15 protein-coding genes are annotated in these 24,350 nt (G+C 73.5%); 3 read left to right on the forward strand and 12 right to left on the reverse strand.

Annotated features, from left to right (window positions below; translation table 11 throughout):
• Positions 1–44: 44 nt before the first annotated feature.
• Together ACZ45Z_RS08670 and ACZ45Z_RS08675 are read left to right on the forward strand one after the other, a co-directional pair.
• Positions 45–608, forward strand: a complete 564-nt coding sequence (locus ACZ45Z_RS08670) for a carboxymuconolactone decarboxylase family protein (protein WP_468358234.1) — start codon at positions 45–47, stop codon at positions 606–608.
• 182 nt (positions 609–790) lie between these two features.
• Positions 791–1,714, forward strand: coding sequence for a hypothetical protein (locus tag ACZ45Z_RS08675; RefSeq protein ID WP_468358237.1), 924 nt, complete (start codon positions 791–793; stop codon positions 1,712–1,714).
• Between the two features lie 219 nt (positions 1,715–1,933).
• Here ACZ45Z_RS08675 and ACZ45Z_RS08680 read toward each other — a convergent pair whose 3' ends face one another.
• The 4 genes from ACZ45Z_RS08680 to ACZ45Z_RS08695 form a co-directional block, all read right to left on the reverse strand.
• On the reverse strand, positions 1,934–2,878 hold the full coding sequence (locus ACZ45Z_RS08680) for an endonuclease/exonuclease/phosphatase family protein (RefSeq protein WP_468358240.1): 945 nt from the start codon (positions 2,876–2,878) through the stop codon (positions 1,934–1,936).
• A 78-nt stretch (positions 2,879–2,956) separates the two neighbouring features.
• Positions 2,957–5,140: an NACHT domain-containing protein gene (locus tag ACZ45Z_RS08685; protein ID WP_468358243.1), complete on the reverse strand. Its 2,184-nt coding sequence runs from the start codon at positions 5,138–5,140 to the stop codon at positions 2,957–2,959.
• A gap of 167 nt (positions 5,141–5,307) precedes the next feature.
• Complete coding sequence (locus tag ACZ45Z_RS08690; protein ID WP_468358246.1) at positions 5,308–6,837, reverse strand: hypothetical protein; 1,530 nt, start codon at positions 6,835–6,837, stop codon at positions 5,308–5,310.
• Positions 6,838–7,044: 207 nt separating this feature from the next.
• Positions 7,045–8,445, reverse strand: a complete 1,401-nt coding sequence (locus ACZ45Z_RS08695) for a M64 family metallopeptidase (RefSeq protein ID WP_468358249.1) — start codon at positions 8,443–8,445, stop codon at positions 7,045–7,047.
• A 139-nt stretch (positions 8,446–8,584) separates the two neighbouring features.
• Between ACZ45Z_RS08695 and ACZ45Z_RS08700 the strand changes: the two genes are divergently transcribed.
• Positions 8,585–9,925 (forward strand): helix-turn-helix domain-containing protein, encoded by a 1,341-nt coding sequence (locus ACZ45Z_RS08700; protein WP_468358252.1) that lies wholly within the window; start codon positions 8,585–8,587, stop codon positions 9,923–9,925.
• 52 nt (positions 9,926–9,977) lie between these two features.
• Here ACZ45Z_RS08700 and ACZ45Z_RS08705 read toward each other — a convergent pair whose 3' ends face one another.
• The 8 genes from ACZ45Z_RS08705 to ACZ45Z_RS08740 all read right to left on the reverse strand — a co-directional run bounded on the left by ACZ45Z_RS08705 (position 9,978) and on the right by ACZ45Z_RS08740 (position 24,276).
• Positions 9,978–10,520, reverse strand: coding sequence for a heme-binding beta-barrel domain-containing protein (locus tag ACZ45Z_RS08705; protein ID WP_468358254.1), 543 nt, complete (start codon positions 10,518–10,520; stop codon positions 9,978–9,980).
• A gap of 128 nt (positions 10,521–10,648) precedes the next feature.
• Entirely contained in the window at positions 10,649–13,507 is a 2,859-nt protein-coding gene (locus ACZ45Z_RS08710; protein WP_468358257.1) for a condensation domain-containing protein, read from the reverse strand.
• A complete protein-coding gene (locus tag ACZ45Z_RS08715) occupies positions 13,497–15,332 on the reverse strand; it encodes a non-ribosomal peptide synthetase (RefSeq protein WP_468358260.1) in 1,836 nt (611 codons plus the stop codon). Before ACZ45Z_RS08715 ends, ACZ45Z_RS08710 begins: the two co-directional genes overlap by 11 nt.
• Positions 15,333–15,390: 58 nt before the next feature.
• Positions 15,391–17,310, reverse strand: coding sequence for a non-ribosomal peptide synthetase (locus tag ACZ45Z_RS08720; RefSeq protein ID WP_468358263.1), 1,920 nt, complete (start codon positions 17,308–17,310; stop codon positions 15,391–15,393).
• An 8-nt stretch (positions 17,311–17,318) separates the two neighbouring features.
• Positions 17,319–20,501 (reverse strand): non-ribosomal peptide synthetase, encoded by a 3,183-nt coding sequence (locus tag ACZ45Z_RS08725; RefSeq protein ID WP_468358266.1) that lies wholly within the window; start codon positions 20,499–20,501, stop codon positions 17,319–17,321.
• Between the two features lie 131 nt (positions 20,502–20,632).
• Positions 20,633–21,922 carry a condensation domain-containing protein gene (locus ACZ45Z_RS08730; RefSeq protein WP_468358269.1) on the reverse strand — a complete coding sequence of 430 codons (1,290 nt, stop codon included), beginning with the start codon at positions 21,920–21,922 and terminating at the stop codon, positions 20,633–20,635.
• A gap of 146 nt (positions 21,923–22,068) precedes the next feature.
• Complete coding sequence (locus ACZ45Z_RS08735; protein ID WP_468358272.1) at positions 22,069–23,379, reverse strand: MFS transporter; 1,311 nt, start codon at positions 23,377–23,379, stop codon at positions 22,069–22,071.
• A 324-nt stretch (positions 23,380–23,703) separates the two neighbouring features.
• A complete protein-coding gene (locus ACZ45Z_RS08740) occupies positions 23,704–24,276 on the reverse strand; it encodes a GNAT family N-acetyltransferase (RefSeq protein ID WP_468358275.1) in 573 nt (190 codons plus the stop codon).
• Positions 24,277–24,350 lie beyond the last annotated feature (74 nt).

Genomic DNA, 24,350 nt, shown 5'->3' on the forward strand with positions numbered 1-24,350 from the left:
TCAAGCTCCGCTGAGACTCAGCGGAAACGCGAAGGAGAATCACCATGACCGACTCCCCGTTCACCCTCCACACCGCCGATACCGCTCCGGCAGGCTCCCGCCCGATGGTCGAGGGTGCCCAGAAGAACTTCGGATTCGTACCGGCCCCGGTGGCGGCGATGGCGGAGTCTCCCGAGCTGCTCGGCACCTTCATGAAGGCCGTGGGAACCTTCGACCAGACGTCGCTGGAGACGCTGGAGCGCGAGACGGTCGTGCTGACCGTGGCGACCTACGTCGAGTGTCACTACTGCGTCGCCATGCACTCGGCCATGCTCACCCGCCAGAAGGCCCCGGAGGAGCTGGTGTCCGCGCTGCGCGACAAGGCGCCGCTCGCGGATGCGCGCCTTGAGGCCATCCGGCAGTTCACCCTGGCCGTGCTGACCAAGTACGGCCAGGCCGGCAAGGAGGACTTCGACGCCTTCTTCGCCGCGGGCTACACCCAGCAGAACGCCCTTGAGGTCGTGCTGGGCGTCGGTACGTACACGATGTCCACCTTCGCGAACCGTATGACGGCCGTCGAACTCGACGCGCCGTTCGTGCCGTTCCACTGGGAGAGCCCCGCCAAGTAAGCACCACCGCACGAACGGGAAGCGGCCGGAAGCACCGGACTGACGCCGACGGCCGCTTTTCGTGTAACCGCACACACAGAACGGGGAGAATCATGGGCGGGGCAAGAGGCAGAAAACCCAAAAGGGCACTGTTGCTCGTAGCGGCTCTGCTGCTGGCGGCGACGGGAGCATCACTGCAGGCCGTGGGCAACATATCGGCGCACAAGGCGTCGGCGGCGGAGGGACGTACAACGTCCGCCACCGAAGCGGGCAACGACATCATCGTCGAGAACAGGTCCTCCCTCGGCCAGGGCCATGTCGAGACGGTCTATTCCCTCAAATCCGATGGGTCGCCGAAGATGATCGGCGTCAGGGTCAGTGAAGCGGCGGCGAACTCGCTGCCCATGACCCCGGCGCACGACGGCAACACCTGCTTCGACAAGAGCGGCGACGGCACGGTGGACCCCAACACGGAATGCGGCGGCGGTCATGAGCGCGTCCTGTGGTTCCCACAGGTCAAAGGGCTGCCCTTCAAGTGGATGATGTTCAACTGGCAGACGATCGGGCACGGTCCGCTGCACGTCTTCGACAAGCCGCACTTCGACCTGCACTTCTTCATCCAGGACTACGCGGCCCGCAACGCCATCCGCACCGGCCCCTGCGGTGCCGTCTTCGTCAACTGCGAGGACAATGAGAAGGCGCTGAAGCCGGTCCCGGACCCCTATCGCCCGGAGGGCTTCGGAATGCCGGGGGCGGCCGGCCGCATGGGCAACCACATCGCCAACCTGAACGCTCCCCCGATCAACGGCGGCCCGTTCACGCAGGCGTTCGTCTACGGGACGTACGACTCCCACATCACCTTCTGGGAAACCGTCTACTCCACGGACTGGCTCCGGGGCAGCAAGCCGCAGCGCGAGTGCCTGGCCCTGAAATGGGCGCCCGCGGTGGAAATCAGCGGCCACTACCCCCGCACGTCGTGCGTCAGCTACCGGCCCGAGAAGAAGGACTACCTGATGACGTTCGAGAACTTCGAGTACCGCACGGCACCGGCGGGCGCGAAGGCACCGAACTGGAGCCCGCCCGCCTCTTCCAGCACCCCGGTACCCGGCATCGGCCACAAGCACTGACCCTGCCGGCGACCAACGCGAAAGTGCCTTCCGACCTGGACGACAGGGCTTGGCCCAGGCTTCTGTCGGTCCAGGAGGAAGGCACTTTCCGCGCGCCCGCGAGAAGCCGCGATCCCAACGCCGCCAAGTGCGCTGGAGGCGAACGGTCCCCCTCGACACGCACCTCGCCAACCTCGGCAGCCGCTCGGCGTTGCTTGTCCTCGCCCCGTCCGTCGGCGATCAGGGCTCGAATTCGATGTCGGCGGCGATCGGCAGGTGGTCGCTGCCGGTGGCGGGCAGTGTTCGGACGCCGGTGACGGTCGCCGAGCGGGTCATGATGTGGTCGATCCGGGACACGGGGAAGGTCGCGGGCCAGCTGAAGGGGAAGGCTTGCCCCGTCGAGTCCATCCGCGAGGTGACCGGGGCCAGCCCACGGTCGTCCACCGTGCTGTTGAGGTCCCCCAGCAGAATGGCCTTGTCCAGTTTCTCGGCGGCGAGGGCCGCACCCAGCAGTCCGGCGCTCTCGTCCCGCCAACCGGAACAGAAGCCGTTCCCTCGGACGCGGACCGAGGGCAGGTGGGCGACGTACACCGCGATATCGCCCCAGGGCGTACGGACTCCGGACCGCAGCCCACGGCTCCAACTCCCCCGAATTCCCCGCGGCTTGATGTCCAACGGCCGCACGTCCGACAGCGGATACTTCGACCAGAGTCCGACCGTTCCTTCGACCGCGTGGTGGGGGTAGTCCGAGGCCAGGGCCTTCTCGTAGACCGGCAACGCGGAGGACGTCAGCTCCTCCAGAGCGATGACATCCGGTGCGGCCTCGGTCAGGGCAGCCGCGGTGCCCACGGGGTCGGTGTTCTCGTCACCGACATTGTGCTGGAGCGCCATGATGTCGTGTGCGCCGCGATCCTCGGCCAGAAGCGGCCCGCCGAAGAGGCTCCCCCACACGCCCGCGGGCAGCAGCACGGCCACCAGCGCGGTGACCGAGCGGCGCCGCAGGGCCAGGGCGAGGAACAGCGGAACGACCAGGCCCAGCCAGGGCAGAAACGTCTCCAGCAGGCTGCCGAAGCGGCCCACGGTGTTGGGTACGGCGGAAGGGAAGGCCAGCAGGGCGGCGGTCAGCACGGCGAGCGAGGCGAGGACCCGCCCGCGTGCCCGTGCTGACCGGCCTCCCGCGTCCACGTCCCACCCTCTGCCCCGGATCCGCCCTCACCCACGCTCATGAGCACGACGTGACTGATACGACGCCCAGCCGGGTGATCAGGTTCCAGACCGCCGATTTCGCCCTGTGGGCGGTCCGGACGTGGGTGTTCCTTCTTCGGTCGCGCCCAGGCGATCTTGCAGACGCGCGTGCCGGAACTGGTACACGGGACCGTTTTGGCGGAGCACGCCGCGGCGGTGGGCGTCGCGGAGGAACGCCATCAGGCGCCAGGGCAGGTCGCCGCGCAGCGCGAACCAGGTGCGGGTGAGGAGGAACCAGCTCCAGGTGCTGGCCGGCAGTCCGGTTTGGAATCGCCCCACCAGCCGGCCGGCCGTTGCGATGCTGAGTCCCGTGCCGATCCCTACGGTCAGACCCACCAGTACGCCCAGTTCGCGTTCGATGACCAGAGCGATCACGGCACCGGCGACCAGCCCCGAGCCGAGGGTTTCCACGGCGATGCGGATGGCCAGGACCGCGCGGTCCTGGCGCAGCAGCGAGTCCGGGCTGGCCGAGCTCAAGGCGTCGACGGGGCTGTTCAGCCACTCCATGACGCCGAAGGACAGGCCCAGGCCGATACCGGCCACGAGTCCGGCCAGCAGGCCGACGACGCGTCCGCCCGCGAGATCGGCCAGCAGACCGGCACCGACGCCGGCGCCGACGCCGGTGGCCAGTCCGACGGTCAGGCCGGATCCGAGCGTGCGGCCGAGGCGTCGACCCCGTCCGCGCAGGCGGGTGTTGACCTGCTTGGGGTACGTGGGGGGCTGCACCAGCAGACTGGCGGTGACCGCGGCTGCCGCGCCGGCGGTCACCCCGGCCGCCAGCCCGACCGAGAGCCCCGCGGCGAGTCCTCCCGCCAGTCCGCTGACCAGTTCCAGTATCAGCGCGGCGGCCAGCCGCCCGCCGAGGGACAGTGCGCGGTGGAGCCGCCACCAGGCCAGGTCGCGGGTGCCCTGGCGGTGCAGGTGTGTGGCCAGGAAGGTCAGCCAGCGCAGGGACTGCTCGGGGGCGTAGCCGGGCGCCGCGCCCGCTCGCCCTTGCCGGCCGGGCGCCGCTGTACGCGGGGCGTAGACGGCGGGCACGAACGCGTCCACCAGGTGGTGCTCGATCGCCTCACGCTCCAGGAACCGGGGGCTGCCGAGCAGTTCGGCGGGGTTCGTGGCGGGTGCCAGGTAGGCGGTGCGGGCCAGGGACGCCATCAAGGGGGAGGACAGGGCTTGGGCCAGTGGCGCGGCGGGGTGCTCGCGCAGATGGGCGAAGACGGGGGTCCAGCGGATGTCGTCGGTGACGGTACCGCTGGTCAGGAAGGTGATCGTCTCCCCTACGTCGACAGGTTCGAGTTCGACGACGGCCGCGGTGGCGAGCACCTGACCGCTGGAGGTGACGGCCGCCTCGTACTCGGTGCTGCGGCAGGTGACGACGAAGGGTCTGCCGGCGGCTGCCCGGTCGATTTCACCGAGTGCCGCCGGGCGCAGGTGTGCGGGCATCTCGTCCAAACCGTCCAGCACGGGCAGGATGTGCCCGCCGGTGGCCAGCCGGGTGGCCGCGTCGGGCCCGAAGGCGTCCGGGTTGGCGAGTGCGGGATAGTCCTCGTCGAGCCGGCGGGCGATCCACGCGGAGAGATGCTCGCCGTGCGGCTCCCACGACGACAGCGACAGCAGGACCGGCACCGGCCCGCCGTGCTCGCCGCGGCGCTCCAGCAGTCCGAGCGTCAGCACCATGGCCAGTACGGTCTTGCCCGCCCCGGGCTCGCCGAGCACCACCAACTGCCGTCTGGGCAGAGCGACGTAGCGGGTCACGACGTCGTTGAGGTGGCCGTGCAGCCTGAGCCGCACCGGGCGCCCGCCCACAGTGCGGCCGAGTACCGCGCCGGGCCGGGCGGCGACCGGGCGGGGCGTTGCCGACCAGCGCACGTTCAGCGGCTGCGGCCGGTGGAGCATGCGGATGCCGGACTCCTCCTCCCACTGCCGCCGTACCGTCGCGGCGAGTTGCTCCAACGTCCGGCGCTCGCGGGCCTCGTCGTCATCACTTCCACCGTCCCCGCTGGGCGGCCCGGCCGCCGGCGAGCTCCGGCGTGCCTCGAACAGCGCCACGACGAGTGCCAGCAGCAGCGCGGCGGGCCAGGAGAGCCACAGGTAGGGGCCGATCCGGTCGGGAACGGCGTTGGTGGCGAGGTTGGTGGCCACCGGCAACAGGAAGGCGGCCACCAGGACGAGGCCGAGCGTGGCTCGCGAGAAGCGTCGCATCTTTCGTCCCCCTCGTGCTCACCCGGCCCACCTGATGAATACACGCAGCGCGGCGGTGCACTTCACGCCAGATTACAAAAGCCGCGAGCCCCGGCCCAGGCAATGGCTGGGGCCGGGGCTCTTGTTGTGCCGGGCGGCTGGGTGGTGAGGAGCGTCGTTTTCGGGGGTCAGTCGGCGTGCGGCTGCCGGGTGGAGGGCGAGAGGTGGCCGGCGGCGAGTTTCCACTCCCGGTGGAGGGCGCCCAGGGGAATGCGCTTCTGGAAGAGCGGGGTACCGAAGACGGTGAGCTGGGTCTGGAGCGAGCCGGTCAGGTCCAGTCCGCCGAAGACCTTCCAGTCGGCCGTGGCGGAGCCCTTCCCGTCGGAGGAACCGGCGGCCTCGGCGGCGGCCTCACCGCGCAGGTAGGGAGCGATGTCGGCGTTCACTCCGGCCATGCCGTACAGGCCGACGCTCGCCTCGGTGCCGAAGGCGGCCTTCACCCGGCCCGCCGCCGTCACGGTGGCTCGCGCCGGAGTGGACGTCAGGCCGGACTCGCTGACGGACTTCCAGCCGTTGGCCCGCGTGTAGCTGCCGCCGACCCGGAAGTCGCCCTTGAGGTCCTGCTTGACGTCGACGCCGATCCGGCCGTCGGCCTCCACGGCCAGGTAGCAGGTGAGGTCGAGGTTGACGACGACCGGTACCGGGCCGACCTGGATGACCGGGGCGGCGTGCAGTTTGGCGAACGGCACCCGCAGCGGCTTGTCCTTCCCGATTGAGGCGGCGGCCTGGCCCTTGAACCGCCACTGCGAGGACCAGGCACCGGACAGTCCGATGAACGCGCCGCCAGGAGCCGTGCGGGTGCCGGGACCGGCGGCGGGCGTGGCGGGTGTCCGCCTGCCGTCGTAGGCGAACTCCACCTCGGGGGCCAACTGGAGGAATCCGGCGATCGAGGCGGTGGCGTTCGCCGGGACGTGCTCGGCGGTGGCGACCGACGCTCCGACGTCGAGGCGCAGGCTGCCCAGGGGCAGCGTGGCGCCGTGGGGTCCGAAGCGGCGTTCTCCGTTCTTGGCCCAGGAGACCTTCACGCCCTTGACCAGCGGCTCGACCGTGACGTCCGCCGGGTCGACGGCTACCTTCCCGTCGGCCTCGCCTTTGCCGAGCAGCGCGTCGAGTGTGGCCGGGGCGGTGTTGACCTCGGTTCCCTGCCGTGTCGCGCCCAGCACCTTGGTGACCTTGGCCAGTACGCCGCTGGGGGCACCGTGGGCGGGCGCGCTCGCGATGACGTCGCCGACGGCCACGGCCGCGTTCTTCCGGGGGGCGGTGGGCGCGGGAGTGGCCGGAGGCTGTTTCGGGGAGTCCGCCGGGCCGGCGATGACCGCGCGTCCGCTGTGCCGGTCGTACGAGGCGACTCTCAGCGAGGACTTCCGCGCCGGGTGCCCGTCACCGGACGGGCGGGCCACGGCGGTCCAGCCGGTCGGACCGGACGATGCGGGGGCCGCGGCGACGGACAGCCGCGGTCCGTCGGCGGTGGTGCTGCCGACGGGTTTGTCGGCGGCGTCCCCTTCGGCGGCCGGGGTGGCGGCGGCCGCGGCACCGCCGGGCCCGCCGGCGTCGGTGGACTCGGCGGCGCCGCCGGCACCGGCCGACGAACAGCCCGCGGCCAGCAGGGAGAGGGTGGTCAGGGCAGGTATGAGTGCCTGCCTGGTGATGTTGCGCAAAGTGGACCCTTGGAAACGTGGGGTGGGGTACACCGCGACGAAGTCGCCTCCGTGAACGGCGCCTCACGACAACGGGACGGTTGCGATGAACCCCCGCAGAACGGGAGCTGCGTGATCATGCCATGACCGACACGTTCGGGCGAACCGGACCGGCGCCGAAGGGGCCACCGGGCCGCCGCCGGACGTACCCCACGTGCGCGCCGCCGCTCAGCTCACGCGGCCGCCGGGCTTGGTGCCGCCCGGCCGGATCTTCCAGCCGGTGGTGGCTTTCAGCTTCTTGGCGATCTTCGGGTCGCGCACCGCCGGAGTGCGGTCCTCGGCGGTGACCGACAGCCTGTGCGTGCGTGTGTCGCGCGGCCGCAGGCCCAGGTCCGACACGCGCACCGCGGTGCGGCCCGCGAACGACTTCACCTCCCTGCCGTCCAGATACCAACGGACCCTGAGCTGACGCCCGTCCGGGGCCGTCAGCCGAGGCACGGCGACCTTCGCGGTGTCTCCGTGCCGGAGAGTCCTGCTGCTGGGGGTGAGAGCGGTGATGGCCCGGGCGTGGCGGTGGAACCCGGCGATCATCGCCTCGACACCGGGCAGGTTGAAGGGCTTTCCGAGGGAGCGCATCAGGGAGTTGTCGGTGGGCCGGTTCAGCCCTGTGACGTAGTAGCCGCCGCCCTCGTACGCGCCGACCGTGCCGCCGTCGGGTGACTCCTCGCCGAGCCAGCGGTACCACTTGGCGTGCCGTCCGGCCATGTCGTCGGCCGCCAGTGTGGAGATGTTGGAATCGGCCGGCTCGGGGCCTTCGTACGTCTCGTGGTCCGGATCGTCGGGGTAGAAGTACTCGTCGGCGAGCTTGCCCAAGGAGTGGCCGGTCTCGTGGATGGCGACCTGGCCGGACTTCTCGTTGGCCGCCGACGCGGTGGCGATGCCCTCGTAACCGAGGGTCGCGCTGGGCTCGTTGTAGCCCGCGCCGCCGTACTTCTCGCTGTTGGCGAGGACGATCACCAGGTCGGCCTCCGGCGCCTTCGCCACGTACCGGTCGACCTTGTTCTGGTCGACGCACAGCAGTCGCTCGATGTCGTCGCACCAGAAGTACGAGCCGAGGGCGGTGTCCCGCACGGTGGCCGGGTCCGGGTCGCCCGAGACACCGGACTGGTTCGAGACGGCGTCGACCGTCCAGACGTTGAAGAGGTTCTGGTAGGTCGTGTACGGCTCCACGGCCGCCACCTCGGCCCACTTCTGCTTGGCGTCGGTGCGGAACCGAGCCAGCTCGGCGGCCGTGTAGCCGTCGCCTATGACGACGACATCCAGCCGGTCGGCGGTGGAGCCGTTGTCTATCAGCTTCGTGACCTCGCCGTCGGCGGCTCTCTCGGCCCCGGAGAGCCGGGCCTGCCGCTGGGCCCGGCCGCCGGGCGGTACGTGGGTGTGGCCGGCGCCGGCGGCTGTGCCGTGCTCCGGTCCCGGTATCTCGACCTCGATCTGCGCCCGGGTCTCGGCCGCGGTCCCACCGGGCGGCGCCGGTTCGACGGCCGCGCTGCCGGGTGCGACGGCCAGTACGGCGGTGAGGGCGGCGGTCGTGACGGTCGCCGCCACGGCTCTGCGTCTGACGGAACCCATGAAGTCCTCCCCCTGATACGGAAGTTAAGTGGGCGAGTAAGTGTGGTGAATGAGTTACTTAAACTAGGGGAGGCTCCGAACGTGCGCAATGGCCTACTGCCCATGAATACTGGGGAGTTCGAGAAACCAGGGGGTCACCATGGACGAACCGGCCGAGATCGGCCGCCGGGTGCAGCGACTGCGTACCCAACGCGGCCTGACGCAACGGCAGTTGGCCGAGCCCTCGTACACCCCGGCGTACATCTCGACGCTTGAGTCCGGCAAGCTCCGGCCCTCCGAGACGGCACTGCGCTTCCTCGCGGAGCAGCTCGGCACGTCGTACGAGGAACTGGCCACCGGACGTCCGGCCCATCTGGCCACCGAGCTGCGACTCGGCCTGACCGACGCCCAGCGGGAACTCGCAACGGGCGCCGCCGACGAGGCAGCCGTCCACTACCGCCGGCTGCTCACCGACGCGGAACACCTCCAGCTCGCCCCCGAGCAGGCCGAGGCGCTGCTCGGGCTCGGCGACTGCGCGCTGGAGACGGGTGAACTGCCCAACGCGCGACGGCACTTCGAGGCCGCCGAGCGGCTCCTGGCCGGTGAACCCCTCCCCCGCCGCGTCCGCGCGATCCGGGGCCGCGCCCTCGCACACCTCCTCGCCGGAGAGCTGCGCTACGCCTGCTATCTCCTTGAGTCCACCATCGACGAGCTCGGCGCGAGCGGCCTGGCCGACCCCGAGGCTCTGGTACTGCTGTACGCCGCCGCCATCGGCCCGTACATCGACATGGGCGCCCACGCCCGCGCCGCGCACGCCGCCGAACTCGCCCTGGCCCTGGCGCCACAGGTCAACGACCCGGCTCTGGTGGCGGGCATGCACCGGCAGGTGGCCCGCACGTTCCTCGCCGAAGGACGCACGGCCGACGCCGACGCCTCGCTCGCCAAGGCACAGGCGATCTACCGGCAGCTCAGGCTGCGCACCGATCTCGCGCACTGTCACTGGATGCGCGGCTACGTCCAGGCACAGAGCGGCGAACTCGACTTGGCGGAACGGGAGTTGCGCACCGCCCGCGACATGCTCGCCGCCAAGCGCGCCGCGCTCTACACCGCACAGGTCGAGGTGGAGCTGGCCGATGTCCTACGGCGACTGGGACGGCACGACGAGGCGGCCGACCTGCTCTCGGCCCTCCTGGAACTGGGCGACCGGCACGGCGCGGTGCACGCGGGTGGCGCGCACCGGCTGCTCGGGCTGATCGCCGAGGAGAGGGGTGAGCCGGAGGCGGCCGAGGAGCACTACGTACAGGCCCTGGCCCTGCTGGAGCGCAGCGGAGCCAGCGGCGACCTCGCCGACCTGTGCCGCCTGCTGGGCGACCTGCTGCGCCGGGGCGGCCGCACCGAGGCGGCGCTGGACGTGTACCGCACCGGACTCGGGCACCGCGCGGCCAGGGGCACGACGACCCTGGGACCGGCGCCGGCGGGTCCGCGGATCCCGCAGCCCTGAGTGCGGCGGCCGACCGGCCGCACCTGGCGGGCGGCGCGGCGGGCGGCGCGGCCTACCCCTTGCGGCGCAGTTGTGCCGAGAGGTGGTGTTGCAACGGCTGACCGACCGCCGCGAGGTCGTGGACGAACGTGAGCGTGTCGTCGTCGGTCAGGACGTAGCGGCGGCGGGTGGCGTCGACTTCCTTCGCCGTGGGGGTGCGGGCCACCTCGTGGGTGGCGAGGTCGACCGTGTTGTCGGTCGCGCGGCCGACCGCGATCTCCGCGATGCCGGTGGGCTGGGTGATCAGCGCCTCCACCCGGCCGTCGGGCTGGAGCCGCCACCAGCCGCTCTCCCGGGCCGACGGACGCAGCGGTGCGTCGTCGGCGTCGAGCAGCCAGGCGCGGGCCTCGTAGCGGAGGAAGGGACGGCCGTCGTGGCTGAAGGTGACCTCCTGCGCGTACGCGAAGTCCGCGGCGAGCGTGGGGTAGCCGCCCTGGCCCCGGCCGTGCCAGGTACCCAGCAGGCCGATCACGGGCGAGAGCAGTGCGTGCGGGGCGGGCGCCTCGTCCGGTCGGTGGCCGTCGGGGTACGGATTCTGCGGTGCGGGTTCGAACACGGTATGCGCTCCTGAGGTGGGGGCCGGTGCCGGGTGGCAGCCTAGGGTGTCGATCCCCTCGATCCCCCCGGCACCGTGCGGGAGGCTGCCCCCGGGCCCGCCAACGCCCCCGCCTCAGGCCGGGCGGCTCACTTCTCTGACGGATCCGCCATCGCGGCCAGTACGGCGCGCCAGTCCTCGCCGGGCCGGGCGCGCAGGGGCGGGGCCAGGCGGTCGGCGTGGTAGTGCCAGCGGTGGTCGAGGTCCGGGTGGACCTCGTCCGTCTCGCGGATCTCGCTGTCGCCGCCGAGCAGTGCGGTCAGCTCCTCCGCCAGATCGCGCCACGCGACATGGCCGCTGAGGGCGTTGGCCACGCCGTGTACGGGGGCGTCCAGGCAGGAGACCACGGCGCGGGCCAGGGCCGCTGCGTGCACCCAGGCCGCCCCGTACCAGGCGTGCCCGTGGGTACCGGGCCGCGGGAGGTCTATCGGCCGGCCCGCGCGCGCCGCCTGGTAGAGCAGTCCGGTCGCGCCCCAGCGCAACTGGTCCCGCAGCCGCTGGTGGGGCCCCCAGACCAGGGGCGACCGTACGGCGCTGGCGCCGCCTCGGCCCTGCGATCCGGCGGCCCGCAGCAGCAGCCCTTCGCAGTCGAGCTTGGCCTGTCCGTACCCGCTCAACGGCTGCCGCGAGGCGGACTCCTCCGCCACCCACGCGTCGGCGGGGCGGCCGTAGGCGTCCACGCTGCTGACGAAGACGAACGGGCCGCGCGACCAGGCGCCGACCATGGCCGCCATCGCCGCCACGTCGACCTCGGGACGGGTGAAGGTGCAGGCCGCGTGGATGACGGCATCGGCACTGCCGACGGCCGTACGCAGCCCGTCGAGGTCGGTGAGGTCGCCCTCGACGACGTCCACGCCGGTCGCGGCGACCAGGTGCGCGGATTCGGGGCGGGCCAGGGCCAGTACCGGGCGTCCCTGGGCGGCCAGTTCGCGCAGCACGAACGCGCCGACCCCGCCGGTGCCGCCGGTGACCAGGACGGTCCCCTCACGTGTGCGCCGTGGGCGGGAGGGGGCGGGCGTGGGCGCTGCGGCGCGCTCCGCCTCGCGCGTGTCCAGCAGGGCGGTGACGGCGCGCGGGGTGCGGGACTGCATGATGTCCAGGCCGGTCAGCGGCAGTTTCAGCGCCTGGCGCAGCCGTTCGGCGAGCTGGACGGCGATCAGCGAGTGGCCGCCGAGGAGGAAGAAGTCGTCGTCCGGCCGGGGCGCGTGGCCCAGCAGGTCGGTGAAGGCTTCGGTCACGGCATCGGCGCGCGGACCGTGCGGCGCGGGAGCGGACGGCAGTCCGGGGAGCCGGGCGAGGTCGGGCGCGCCGTCCGCCGTACGCGGCAGGGCGTCCAGCAGGGTCACTGCGGCGGGCACCCGCTCCGGTGGGAGCGCGGCGCGAAGACGGGCCCGGAGCTCGGCGGGCGAGGGGCCGCCGATCTCCCGCAGGACCGCGTAGGCCAGCGGCGGGCCGCCGGCCGGTTCGACCACCGCGGCGTCGGCCACGTCGGGGTGGGACCGCAACAGGGCTTCGGCCGGGTGCCCGACGGGCTCGTCCGGGCGCTCCGGTGCCGCGGCGGGCAGCCGGGAGAGCCGGCGGCCCGGCTCGTCCGCCACCGCGGTGAGCAGGGCGGCCCAGTGCGCCCCGAGGCCGGCCGCCGCCTTCTCGTCCAGTGCGGTCCGGCCCACCTGCACGAGGGCGGCGGGAGCGTCGGTGTGCACCAGGGCGAAGGAGAGGTCGAACTTGGCCTCGCCGGGGCTGACCTCGACGTACTGGCTCCGTGTTCCGGGCAGGCGCAGGGTCGTGGGCTGGCCGAGGACGTCCGCGGTCACCCGGATCAGGGCCGTGCCGTCGGTGTCGCGGGCGGCGGCGCCGAGCCGCTCCAGGATGAGGTCGAAGGGCACGTCGCGGCGCTGCTGGGCGTCGAGCAGCGCCTCCCGGACGCGTTCCACGAGCGTGCTGAACGCGGGGTCTCCGGCGGTGTTCACGCGGATCGGGAGGGTGTTGACGCACAGCCCTACCAGGCCGCGCGTTTCCGGGCCCTGGCGGTGGGTGCCCGCGACCCCGATCACCAGGTCGTCCTGGCCGGTGAAGCGGTGCAGTGCGGCGAAGGCCGCGGCGAGGGTCACGGTGAACAGCGTGGCCCGGTGTTCCCGGCCCAGGTCGCGCAGGGCCGCCGGGATCCGGGGGTCGAGCGGCACGGTGTGGGTGGCGGCCGGCCGGGTGGCGGTGTCGGCGGGCGGGTTCGCGGGGCGGGGCAGGCGCAGCGGTGTGACACCTTCGAGGCGCTCCTCCCAGTGGCGCAGGCCCTGGTCGAGGCGGTCGGCGGCCGTCCGCTCGCGCCGGGCGAAGTCCGCGTACTGGGGAGGTGCCGGCCGCTCGGCGGGGGTGCCCTGGGCGGCGGCCGTGTAGAGCTCGGCCAGCTCCCCCGCGACGGTCTCCAACGACGCGCCGTCGAGCGAGATGTGATGGAACGTCAACAGGACGGTGTGGTCGTCCGGTCCGTGCCGCAGGACGAGGGCGCGCGGCACGGTGCCCTCGGCGAGGTCGAACGGGCGGCGGGCCTCGGCGACCAGCAGCGCGTGGGAGTCGGCGGCGTCGGTGTCCACGACGCGGACGGCGATCTCCGGCGGGGCCGGAAGCACTTCCTGGTACGGCTCGGAGTCCTGTTGGCCGTAGCGGGTGCGCAGGATCTCGTGGCGACGGACCAGGGAGGTCAGCGCGGCGCCCAGGGCGTGCGGGTCGAGCGGGCCGCGCAGGCGGGTGGCGAAGGGGATGCTGTAGGAGGCGCTGTCCTGGCCGAGCCGGTCCATCAGCCACATGCGGCGCTGGGCGTGGGTGAGCGGTGCGGGCCCGTGGTGGACGGCTTCGGGGGCGGGCGCGGGGTCGGGGCGTGCGGCGCGGGCGCGGGCCCGGCGCAGCAGTTCCTCCTGGAGCGCGGCGGCGGTCGGGGTGTCAGTGGCCATCGGTGTCCTCCCGGGCGCCGGGGCGCAGGTCGCTGTGGGTGGCGAGCAGCGCGCGCTCGACCAGTGCGGCGTGTCCCGCCACGGTGGGGGCGGCGAAGAAGTCGGCGAGCGTCAGCTCGACGCCGAGGTCCTCGCGGAGGTCGTCGGTGACGGCGAGCGCGAGCAGGGAGTGTCCGCCCAGGGCGAGGAAGTCGTCGTCCGGGCGGGTCACCTCACAGCCGAGGGACCGGCTCCAGATCTCGGCCACGGCCTGCTGGAGGGGGCCGAGCGGCCCGGCCGGGGTGCCGGGCCCGTCCTCGGTGACGAGGCCGGTCAGCGCGCGGCGGTCGACCTTTCCCGAGGGGGTGAGCGGCAGCGCGTCGACGATCTGCACGTGGTCGGGCAGCAGGGCGGCCGGCAGCACGGCGGCGAGCCGTTCGCGCAGGGTGGCGGGTCGGGGCACGGGCCCGGCGGTGGCCACGACGAAGGCGGCGAGCCGCGCGTCGTCGGGGGTGCGGCGGTGCACGGTGACGGCGGCGTCCGCCACCTCGGGCTGCTCGCGCAGGGCGTGTTCGATCTCCGCCGGTTCGATCCGGAAGCCGCGGATCTTGACCTGGTCGTCCGTGCGCCCGTGGAAGTCGAGGCTGCCGTCCGGGCGCCGCGAGACGATGTCGCCGGTGCGGTACAGGCGACCCCGCTCGGGGTGGTGGACGAACGCTTCGGCGGTGAGCTGGGGCCGGCCGGTGTAGCCGTGCGCCAGGCGGCTGCCGCCGATCCACAGTTCGCCGCGCTCGCCGTCGGGGACGGGCCGCCCGGCGTCGTCCAGGAGGTGGACGGTCGCGCCGGCGACCGGCCGGCCGATGGGCACCTGGCCGTCGCAGTCGGCGTCGGTGACGCGGTGGGCGGTGGTGAAGGTCGTCGCCTCGGTCGGCCCGTAGCCGTTGACGAGTTCCAGCCAGGGGAAGGCGCGGAGCACCTCGCGGGCGTGGTGGGCGGACAGTGCCTCGCCGCCCACGATGACGGTGCGCAGCACCGAGAAGATCCGCGAGCGGCGGGCGGCCAGTTGGTGGAAGAGGGCGGTGGTGAAGAACGCGAGGGTGACGCCGTGGCGTTCGATGTCGCGGGCCAGGTCCTCGAAGGACGGCCGTTCGGTGGTGCACACCACCACCGCGGCGCCGTTGGCCAGCGCGGCCCAGACCTCGAAGGTCGAGGCGTCGAAGGTCATCGGCGAGTGGAACAGCACCCGGTCGCGGGGGCCGACGGTGAGGTACGCCGGGTCGGTGACCAGCTCGGCGATCGCGTGGTGCGGCACGGCGACCCCCTTGGGGCGGCCGGTGGATCCCGAGGTGAACATGATGAACGCCGCGGCGTCCGGGCCGGGTTCGACCGTGGGGCCGCCGTCGCCGTCCCCGACGAAGTCGTCGGGCAGGACCAGGGTGGCGCCGGGGAGTGCCGCGGATTCGAGGAGTTTGCGGTCGCCGACGGTCAGCGTCGCGCCCGCCTCGGCGGTCAGGGCCTCGGAACGCGAGCGCGGATGCGCCGGATCGAGCGGTACGCACACGGCGCCCGCCCACCACAGCGCGAGCTGGGCGACGACGGTGCGGGCGCAGCGGGGCATCAGCAGTGCGACGGAGTCGCCCGGGTGGACGCCGTGCTCGCGCAGCGGGGCGGCGAGCGCGCGGGCCGAGGAGACGAGCTGCGCGTAGGTGAGCGTGGTGTCGCCGTCCACGACGGCCAGGGCGTGCGGGGCCCGGGCGGCGTGCGCCGCCACGAGGGCCGGCAGACCGCCCGTCGCGGGACCGCCGGACGGAGCGTGCGGGGCTGGCGGGGTGCTGTCGGTGGGCACGGGGTGTTCCTTCCGGGCGTCGGGAGGGCTGGGAACGGCAAGGGCGCGACGGGCCATCTCAGGCCCCTGCCGCGTGCCGGGCGGCGTGCCCCTGGTCGATGAGCCGGGCCACGGCGCGCAGGTCCGGCTGGCGGAGCAGGGCGGTGGCGCGCAGCCGTATGCCGCTCTCCCGCTCGATGACGGTCAGCAGCCGGGCGGCGAGGAGCGAGGTGCCGCCGGCCGCGAGGAAGTTGTCCGTCAGGACGGTGGCCGGGCGGTCCAGCAGGTCGCGGACGCTGTTCAGGACCAACTGTTCGGTGGGGGTGGCGCCGGCGGGCCCGGCACCGGCCGGGGCGGTGGTGCCGACGGGCTCGGCCGCGCGGCGGGCCAGCTCGACACGGTCCACCTTGCCGTTGGCGTCCAAGGGGAAGGAGCCCACGATCCGCACGTCGGAGGGCACGGCCTGGGCGGGCAGCCAGGCGCGTACGCCGTCCAGCAGCGCGTCCGCCGTGGGTGAGGCACCGTCGGCCGCCCGTACGTACGCCACCAGGCGGGCGCGTCCGTCGGCGGACCGGGGCGCGGCGACGACGGCGCTCAGGACCGCCGGGTCCTTCTCGAACGCGGCCTCCACCTCGGCCGGTTCGATCCGTACGCCGCTGATCTTGACCTGGTCGTCGAGTCGGCCGAGGAATTCCAGCGAGCCGTCGGCGGACATCCGCACCCGGTCGCCGGTGCGGTACAGACGTGCCACTCCGGGCAGCCCGAGGTCTTCGGGCACGGTGGTGAAGCGGCGCGCGGTCAGTTCGGGGTCCAGATAGCCCAGCGCCAGATTGCTGCCGCCGATGAGAAGTTCGCCGTCCGTGCCGCGCTCGACGGGGCGGCCGCCGGCGTCGGCGACGACCACGGTCACTCCCGGCAGGGGCCGGCCGATCGGAGGCACGGCGTCGGCGTCCGCCGCGCTGTCGGTGGCGTTCATGGTGAAGGCGGTGGTGGCCACGGTCGCCTCGGCCGGTCCGTAGGCGTTGTGCACGGTGGCGGTCACGTCCGCACCGGGACGGCGGCGCATCCGGTCGCCGCCGACCGTCAGATGACGCAGCTTCAGGTCCTGGGGCCAGGGGCGGTCCAGCAGCGGCTCGGCCATCGGGGTGGCCGCGACGGCCACCGACACCCCGGCCTCGCGCCACCAGTCGGCGAGGAGCACGGCGTCCCAGCGGAGTTCGTCGGGCGCGGGCACGAGCGCCGCCCCGGACGTCAGCCCGGCCCACAACTCCAGCAGGTGCGGGTCGAACGCGACGCCGATCAGCAGGGACTGCCGGTCTCCGGGGGCGAGAGCGGTCGTGGTGCGGTACCAGTGCAGGAGCCTGCCGAGGGCGGCCTCGTCGACGGCCACCGCTTTGGGGCGGCCGGTGGAGCCCGACGTCAGCACGGCGTAGAACGCCCCGTCGGGCGCGGAGCGTGCGCCCTCGACGGGCGGGGCGAACGCCGCGACGACGGTGGCGGCGGCGTTGGCTCCCTCGGCGGGCAGCGCCAGGTCGCGCCGGTCGGCGGTCCGGTAGCGGGGCGGCAGGACGGTGGGATCGCCGATCAGGCAGACGACGTTCAGGTCCTCGGTGACGGCGTCGGTGCGGCGTTCGCCGGGGCGGGGGCCCAGCGGAAGGTAGACGGCGCCGAGCCGGGCGAGTGCGACGGCGGTCACCACGAGCGCGGCTGACCGGTCCAGGAGGACGCCGACCAGGTCCCCGGGCCGCACCCGGTCGCGCAGGGCGCGGGCGGCCTCGGCCGCGGCGGTGTCGATCTGGCGGTAGGTCCAGGTGTGGAGCCCGTCGACCACCGCGGGAGCCTGCGGATGTCGCCGGGCCCAGTCCTCGAAGCGGGCCAGCACGCCGGTCTCGCCACCGGTCGCGGGGGCGGCGCCGTGGGCGACGCTCGGCGCGCCGGGGCGGGGGGTGCCTCGTCCGGCGCCGTCGGCGGTGGTCCCCGGCGCAGTCGGTGCGGTCATCGGCTGGTTCATCGGGACTCCGTCACGGTGGTCGAAGCGGCGGGAGCGGTGGCGGGGGTGCCGACGGACGCCAGGGCGGCGGCCTGGTCGGCCAGCACCGGGTTCTGGAAGAACAGGCGCAGCGGCGGGCGCTGCCCCAGCCGCGGCTCCAGCCAGGCGGCAAGCTGCGCGGCGAGCAGCGAATGGCCGCCGGCCCGGAAGAAGTCGGTGGATATGTCGAAGCCGCTGTGGCCGAGGACTTCGCGCCAGCCGTCGGCGAGCATCGCCGCCATCGGATCGTCGGGCAGCGGCGGCGCTTCGCCGGCGGGCCGCTCGGTGGCGGCCGGCTCCAGTGCGGCGGCGGCGCGGGTGAGCGCGGTGCGGTCGGGTTTGCCGCCGGCCAGGCGCGGCATGGCGTCGAGGCGGGCCCAGCGTCCGGGCACGAGGGCGCTCGGCAGCCGGCGGCTCAACTCCGCGTGCAGCGCCTGTTCGTCCCACGGCTCGCTCTCGTCCGCGCTCTCCAGGAAGCCGACCAGCCGGGGACCGCCCGGGGCGTCCCGGTCCAGTACGACGGCGCAGGACCGGCCGCCGAGCGCGGCCGAGGCGGCCGCCTCCACCTCTTCCAGCTCGATGCGGTAGCCCCGCAGCTTGATCTGGTGGTCCAGACGGCCCAGGAAGTACAGCAGCCCGTCGCGGCCCCGGTAGCCGCGGTCACCGGTGAGGTAGACCCGCTCGCCGCCGAGAGCCTCGATGCGGACGAACCGGGCGGCGGTGGCCTCCGGGTTGCCCACATAGCCTTCGGCCAACCCGGCGCCGGAGATGGCCAGTTCGCCTGCGGCGCCGTCCGGGAGCGGCCGGTGGTGGGCGTCCAGGACGTGGACGCGTTCGCCGGGCAGCTCGGTGCCCAGCGGGATCTCCGCCGCGTCGGCGAGGCCGTCCCGGGTGATCTCGTGGACGGTGGAGCTGATGGCGGCTTCGGTGACGCCGTAGACGTTGAGCACGGTGGTGTCGGTGCCGGCGAGGAAGGCGCGCACCACGTCCGCCGGGAGCCGCTCGCCGCCGAGGACCAGCAGCCGCGGCGCCCACCGGCCGTCGCGGAGCGCCGCGCTCAGCTCCTGGCGGGTGGCGAGGAAGTAGCTGGTGGGCAGATTGGCGACGGTGACCCGCGCGGCGGCGAGGAGTTCGGCGAGCTCGGTGCCGGTCGGTACCTCGCGCTCGGGGGTGACGAGGCACGCCCCGGCGTGGAGCGACGGCAGCACCTCTTCGAGGGCCACGTCGAACGACGGCTGGGCGAACAGCAGCACCCGGTCCCCCTGGGCCAGCCCGAACCGGGCGGCCGCACCGGTGAGATGGTTCTCCAGCGCGCCGCGGCCGACGGCGACGGGCTTGGGGATGCCCGTCGAGCCGGACGTGTGGATGAGGTACGCGGCATCGGGCACGGTTCCGGCCGCGCGCGCCGGCGGCAGCACCGGGGCGTCGACCGCGGCCGTCGGGAGGCCGTCGGGCACGCTGACGGGGGCGTCCGGCGAGGTGAGGACCAGCGCCGGGGCCAGCCGGCCCAACAGCAGCTCCAGTCGGGCCGCCGGGTCGGACGGCGAGAGCGGGCAGTACACCGCGCCGGTCCGCAGGCAGGCCAGCAGCGTGACCACGGAGTCGGCGCCACGGGGCAGCACGGCCGCCACCGGCTGCCCGGCCCTCACGCCCGCCGCCCGCATCCGGCGCGCGAGCGAGGCGACCCGGTCGTCCAGCTCGCCGTAGGTGATCCGGCGGGCGCCGACGAGCAGCGCGGGCAGGGACGGGTCGTGGGCACCGGCGGGGTCGAGCGGGTCGCGGTCCGGCACCGGGGGCGCGGCGGGCGCGACGACGGGCGGTACGGGCGGGAGCGCGAGGTCCGCGAGGGTGGTACCGGGGCTGTCGAGATACGCGCGCAGCAGGTCGAGGAACCGCCCGGCGAGCAGCTTGGCGACGTCCTCGTCGAACATGTCGGCGTCGTAGTCCCAGACCAGCGTCATGCCGGCCGCGCCGTACCGGGGGCCGACGCCGCGCCGGTCGTCGGGCAGCAGTACGACGTCCAGGTCGAAGCGGGTGGTGCCGGTGTTGAAGCCCTCGAAGAGGGTGATGTCCAGGCCGGGGACGTCGATGTCGGGCAGTTCGGCGTCGTGGGCGCTGAACATGACGCTGAAGAGGGGGTTGTCCGCGCCCGAGGTGTGCAGGCCGAGCGCGCGGGTCAGCTCCTGGATCGGCACCTCCTGGTGCGGCAGCGCACGGAAGAGGGTGTCGGTCACCTCGTCCATGGACTCCTCGGCGGGGGCGGCCGGGTCCAGGCGGAGCGGGAGCGGGATGGTGTTGACGAACATGCCCACGGCCTCTTCGAAGCCGCGCGGGCGGTTGCCGACCGCGGTGCCGATCACCATCTGCGAGCGGCCGCTGTGCCGGCGCAGCAGTTCGGCGAAGAGGCCCAGAAGCGTCGCGAAGGGGGTGAGGCCGCGCGTTCGGGCGTGGTCGCGGAGGCGTTCGGCCAGATCCGCGCCGATGGACTGGCGAAGCTGGCCACCGTGGTGGCGGCGCCGGGTGCCGGGCCGGGTCAGGCCGGGCAGCGGCATGTCGTAGGACAGCTCGCGCAGTTCACCGGCCCAGAACTCCAGCCCGTCCCGCCGCTGCGCCGTCGCCTCGGCCCGCGACCGGGCACGGACGTGGTCGGCGTACGAGGGTGCGGCGGGCAGCTCCACCGGCTCGCCCAGGACGTGGCCGCGGTAGACGGTGAAGACGTCGCGCAGGAGAATCGCGAACGAGTGGCCGTCGTGGATCAGGTGGTGTTCGACGTGGACGAGCCGGTGCCGGTCGTCCGCCAGCCGGACCAGCGTCCAGCGCAGCAGCGGCGCCTCGTAGGTGTCGAGCGGGGTCTCCGCCTCCGTGCGCAGCAGCTCCTGGAACGCGGCCTCCGGGTCCGTCGCCCCGCTCAGGTCCACGGTGCGCAGGCGTGGTGCGCAGGCGTCGGCGACCCGCTGTCCGGGCATCGCCCCGGCGACGGCGACGAGTTCCAGCCGCAGACCGGCGTGCCGGGCGAGCGCGGCGGCCAGTCCCCGGCTCAGCGCGTCGGCGTCGAGCGTGCCCCACAGGTCGAGGGCGGCGGTGAAGTTGTAGGCGCGGCTGCCCGGTTGCACCTGTTCGTGCAGCCAGACGATCTCCTGCGAGGAGGAGAGCGGAAGCATGGGCGATCCCTGAGGTCGTCGGGTCGGGTGTTCTCCGGCCGGGCATGGTCGGGCCCGGTCGGTGGGGTGCGCGGACCGGCCGCGGATCGCGCGGCGGGTCCGGTCGGTGGAGTCGTGGGGTGCGGGGCCGGTCAGGCGGCTGTCCGCGCCGGGGTCCGCAGGACGTCGGTGAGCGCGGTGAAGGCTCTCTCGGCGGTGTGGTCGGGGAGGACCGCGCGGTCCCACACCATGCGCAGCAGCAGTTCGGGGCCCTGGGTGACGGAGACCGCGAACGGGCCGCGCACGGCTCTGCCGTCGATGTGGATCTCCCGGCCGGGCACTCCGCCCAGTTGGAGCGGGGGGTGCCGCCGGGTGTCGTCGACGGTCAGCATGCCGTCGAGCCGGCCGGTCCAGCCGGAGCCGGCCGCCCGTGCGGCGTGCACCACGGTGTCGAAGGGGGTGGCGGCATGGTCCAGGTCGTCCCACCAGGCGTCGGCCGTCGCGGACGCGGTCGGCTCGTCGCCTGTCGCGGTCGGGAAGACCACGGTGTTGAGGAAGCAGCCGAGCACCGGCGCGGCGCCGGGCGGCCGGCCACCCCACGGGTAGCCGAGCGGCACGACGGGGCCCGCTCCGTACAGTGCCGCTGCCGCCGCACGGCAGGCGCCCAGCAGCTCGGGGAAGGGCACGCCGTCGCGGGGCGCGGGTATCCGCAGCACGGCCGAGCCGCTGGGCGGCATGTCGGCGCGCAGCATCTCCGGCCGTGGCACGGGGGCCCGTTCGCGCACCGCGCGCAGGCGTTCGCCCCAGTAGGCCATCGCCTCGGGTGAGCCGGCGCGTTCCTCGGCGTCGAGCTGGCGCAGCACGGCGTCGCGGTAGGCGGCCAGCTCGGCTGCGATGTCGGCGGGAGAGGGGCCGTCCGTCCGGGGTCCGTCGGCGTAGCCGGAGCCGAGTTCCCCGACGATCCGGGCCAGTGACTGTCCGTCGCACGCGGTGTGGTCCAGTACGACGGCGAGGATCTCCTCCGTGTCCTCCGGACCGTCCGGCACCAGGAACAGCCGCAGCGGCGGCCCCTGCGGCGCCCAGCGGGACAGGGCGCGGCGCAGCACGGTGGCCGCGTCCTCGCCGGGCCCGCGGTCCAGCCGCCGCACGGGCACCCGCGGTTGCTCCAGGCGCAGCGCGGGCGTGCCGCGCACCACGGTGGGGCGGGCCCGGAGCACGGGGTGCAGTGCGGCCATCCGGTTCGCGGCGGCGGCGAGGCGTACGGGATCCACCGTGCCGCGCGGGAAGGCGTAGAACATCGGCACGAGATCCGGCCGCCCCGCGGGGTCCATGGCGCGGACCAGCGCGAAGCGACGCTGGGCGCCGGTGACGGGTAACAGGAGCGGGTCGCCGGTGTCGAGTCGCCGGTAGCGGGCCAGGTACTGGCTCGTGATGCTGAGCACGTGATCCTCTTTGTCGTGGCTGACGCGCACCGCGGAGGGTGGCATGGGCGGGACGGGCCGTGCGGAAGGCGGCGTGGGTGGGACAGGCCGTACGGAAGGCGGCTTGGGCGGGAGGCCGGGCGGGACGGCCGGGAGCGCGGCGGTCGTCAGCCGACGGACGCGGCGGCGGGCGGGGTCGCGGCGTCGGCCGCGGCGGCGTCCTCGTCGGGTCCGGTGGCGGGCAGGTCCCGCATCCGGCGCAGCGGGGAGAGCAGCAACGGCAGCGGCACGGCGAGGAATCCGGCCGCGCACCACGCCAGGGCGGCCCGGGCCCCGAAGGCGTCGGCCAGCGCGCCGCCGGCGAGGGCGCCGAGCGGCAGGGTGCCCCACATCAGGAACCGCAGTGTGGCGTTCATCCGGCCGAGCAGCCGGTGCGGGCACAGGGCCTGGCGGAAGCTCACCTGGGCGACGTTGTAGACGACGGCGCCGAAGAAGACGACTGCGGAGCCGAGGGCGAACAGTGCCGCGCCGGCGCCGCGCCCGGACAGCGGCCACAGCAGCGCGAACGGGCCGGTGGTCAGCGCGGACAGCCAGATGACGCGGGCCTGGCCGAGGCGGGCGGCGAGCCGGCCCGCGCACAGTGCGCCGGCGAGCCCGCCCAGGGCTGAGGCGGCCAGGACGAGGCCGACCACTCCCGGGGCCAGCCCGAGCACCCGGACGAGGAAGACGGCCTGAGTGGCCATCAGTGTCGCGGTGAAGAAGTTCGCCAGGCCGGTCGTCAGCGCGATCACGCGCAGCAGGCGGTGCCCGAACACGAACCGCAGGCCCTCGCCGATGTCCTGGCGGAGGGAGGAACCCGCGACCCGGGGTGGACGGCTCTCGGGCTGCTTGATGCCCCAGAGGAACAACGCGGACAGGACATAGCCGGCCGCGTCGGCGACGACGGCCAGGGAGGCGCCCAGCAGTTGGACGAGTCCACCGCCGAGTCCGGGGCCCGCCACCTGGGCCGAGGAGCGGATCGTCTCCAACGCCCCGTTGCCGGACACCAGTTGCTCCGTGGGCAGCAGTCGCGGTAGGAAGCTCTGGTGGGCGACGTCGAAGAAGACGGTCGCCACACCGGTGACCAGGGCGACGACGTATAGCTGCAGCATCGTCAGCACACCGGCCAGGGCGGCCGACGGGACGCTCGCCATGGCGACGGCCCGCACCACATCGGCCCGGATCATCAGCGGCAGTTTGCGCATGCGGTCGACCCACGCCCCGGCGGGCAATCCGACCAGCAGGAACGCGGCCGTTTCGGCGGCGGTGAGCAGCCCCACCTGGAAGGCGGGGGCGCGCAGTTCGAGTACCGCGACGAGCGGCAGGGCGACCAGGGTGACCTGGGATCCGAGCTGGCCGGCGGCGGCACCGGCGAGGAGGAGACGGAAGTCGCGCATGCGCAGCGGACCGCCGGCCGCGGAAGGAAGGGTGGCGGGCATACGGCCGACCATGACCGAACCGACGATCAACGGTCAAAACCAGATGCGCACTTTCGGTCGCTTTTCTTCACCGTTTACACACCAAGACAGGAAATTCTCCACCAGATTCCGGCAACAACCGGATGACCGACTCCTGTCGCGCCGCCCGCCAAGAGGGCGATCCCGCGATGACCGCGCTCAAGACCGGACGATCGCGCACAGAGCGTCATGTGACGGACTCCGACCGAAAACAGTCATCGATGTCCGCTTATTGACCGAAGCAGTGAGTTTCTCCGCTATGGCACCGATCCGAACTGCCACCCGGGGGGACGCCGCAGAGACCGCTCACGAAGACCGCTCACCGCGGCGCCCCTCGGTGGGACGGGTCCGCAGGCGCCAGATCACGCGAATCCCCGTCTCGCGCGGCGCCTCGGGCCCTTCCGGCACCCGCACGCGCTCGACTTCGGTGAAACCCAGGCGCCGGGCCACGGCGCCGCTCGCGGGGTTCGCCTCGTCGTGATGGATCTCGATGCGATCGATGTCAGGCATCCGGCGCCCCGCGTCCACCAGGGCAGCGGCAGCCATGGTGGCCAACCCCTTCCCCGTCCACGCGTGGTGGAGCCAATACCCGATGTCCAGCCCGCCCGGACCGATCCGCCGCATCAGGCTGCAGCTCCCGATCACCACACCACCCGAGGTGATCGCGTAGTAGTACGCCTGCCCCGAGGCCCACTCCTCCTCGCACAGCGCCAGAAACCCTTCGCCCTGCTTCCGGTCATGGCTGGACGCGAAGGGCATCCAGGGCAGCAGGTGCTCACGTGACTCGGTGATCAACCGGTCCAGGACCTCGATGTCGCGCCCACGCCAACGGCGCAGCTCGACCAGGTCCGAGCGGAGGATTTCAGCGGGCTGTTCCATGGCTAGATCCTGACGGAGCCACGCCAGATCGACAACGTGATTACCGTGACGCGCGAGGTGGTCCCGGGCGGCGC

This window comes from Streptomyces sp. NPDC031210 (genome assembly GCF_055570395.1).

What these genes read in the sequence shown, in the direction of transcription:
- ACZ45Z_RS08710 (WP_468358257.1), bottom strand. Translation starts at nt 13,507, where the DNA reads ATGGCCACTGACACCCCGACCGCCGCCGCGCTCCAGGAGGAACTGCTG.
- ACZ45Z_RS08685 (WP_468358243.1), bottom strand. Translation starts at nt 5,140, where the DNA reads ATGCGACGCTTCTCGCGAGCCACGCTCGGCCTCGTCCTGGTGGCCGCC.
- ACZ45Z_RS08725 (WP_468358266.1), bottom strand. Translation starts at nt 20,501, where the DNA reads ATGCTTCCGCTCTCCTCCTCGCAGGAGATCGTCTGGCTGCACGAACAG.
- ACZ45Z_RS08695 (WP_468358249.1), bottom strand. Translation starts at nt 8,445, where the DNA reads ATGGGTTCCGTCAGACGCAGAGCCGTGGCGGCGACCGTCACGACCGCC.
- ACZ45Z_RS08740 (WP_468358275.1), bottom strand. Translation starts at nt 24,276, where the DNA reads ATGGAACAGCCCGCTGAAATCCTCCGCTCGGACCTGGTCGAGCTGCGC.
- ACZ45Z_RS08670 (WP_468358234.1), top strand. Translation starts at nt 45, where the DNA reads ATGACCGACTCCCCGTTCACCCTCCACACCGCCGATACCGCTCCGGCA.
- ACZ45Z_RS08720 (WP_468358263.1), bottom strand. Translation starts at nt 17,310, where the DNA reads ATGACCGCACCGACTGCGCCGGGGACCACCGCCGACGGCGCCGGACGA.
- ACZ45Z_RS08735 (WP_468358272.1), bottom strand. Translation starts at nt 23,379, where the DNA reads ATGCCCGCCACCCTTCCTTCCGCGGCCGGCGGTCCGCTGCGCATGCGC.
- ACZ45Z_RS08700 (WP_468358252.1), top strand. Translation starts at nt 8,585, where the DNA reads ATGGACGAACCGGCCGAGATCGGCCGCCGGGTGCAGCGACTGCGTACC.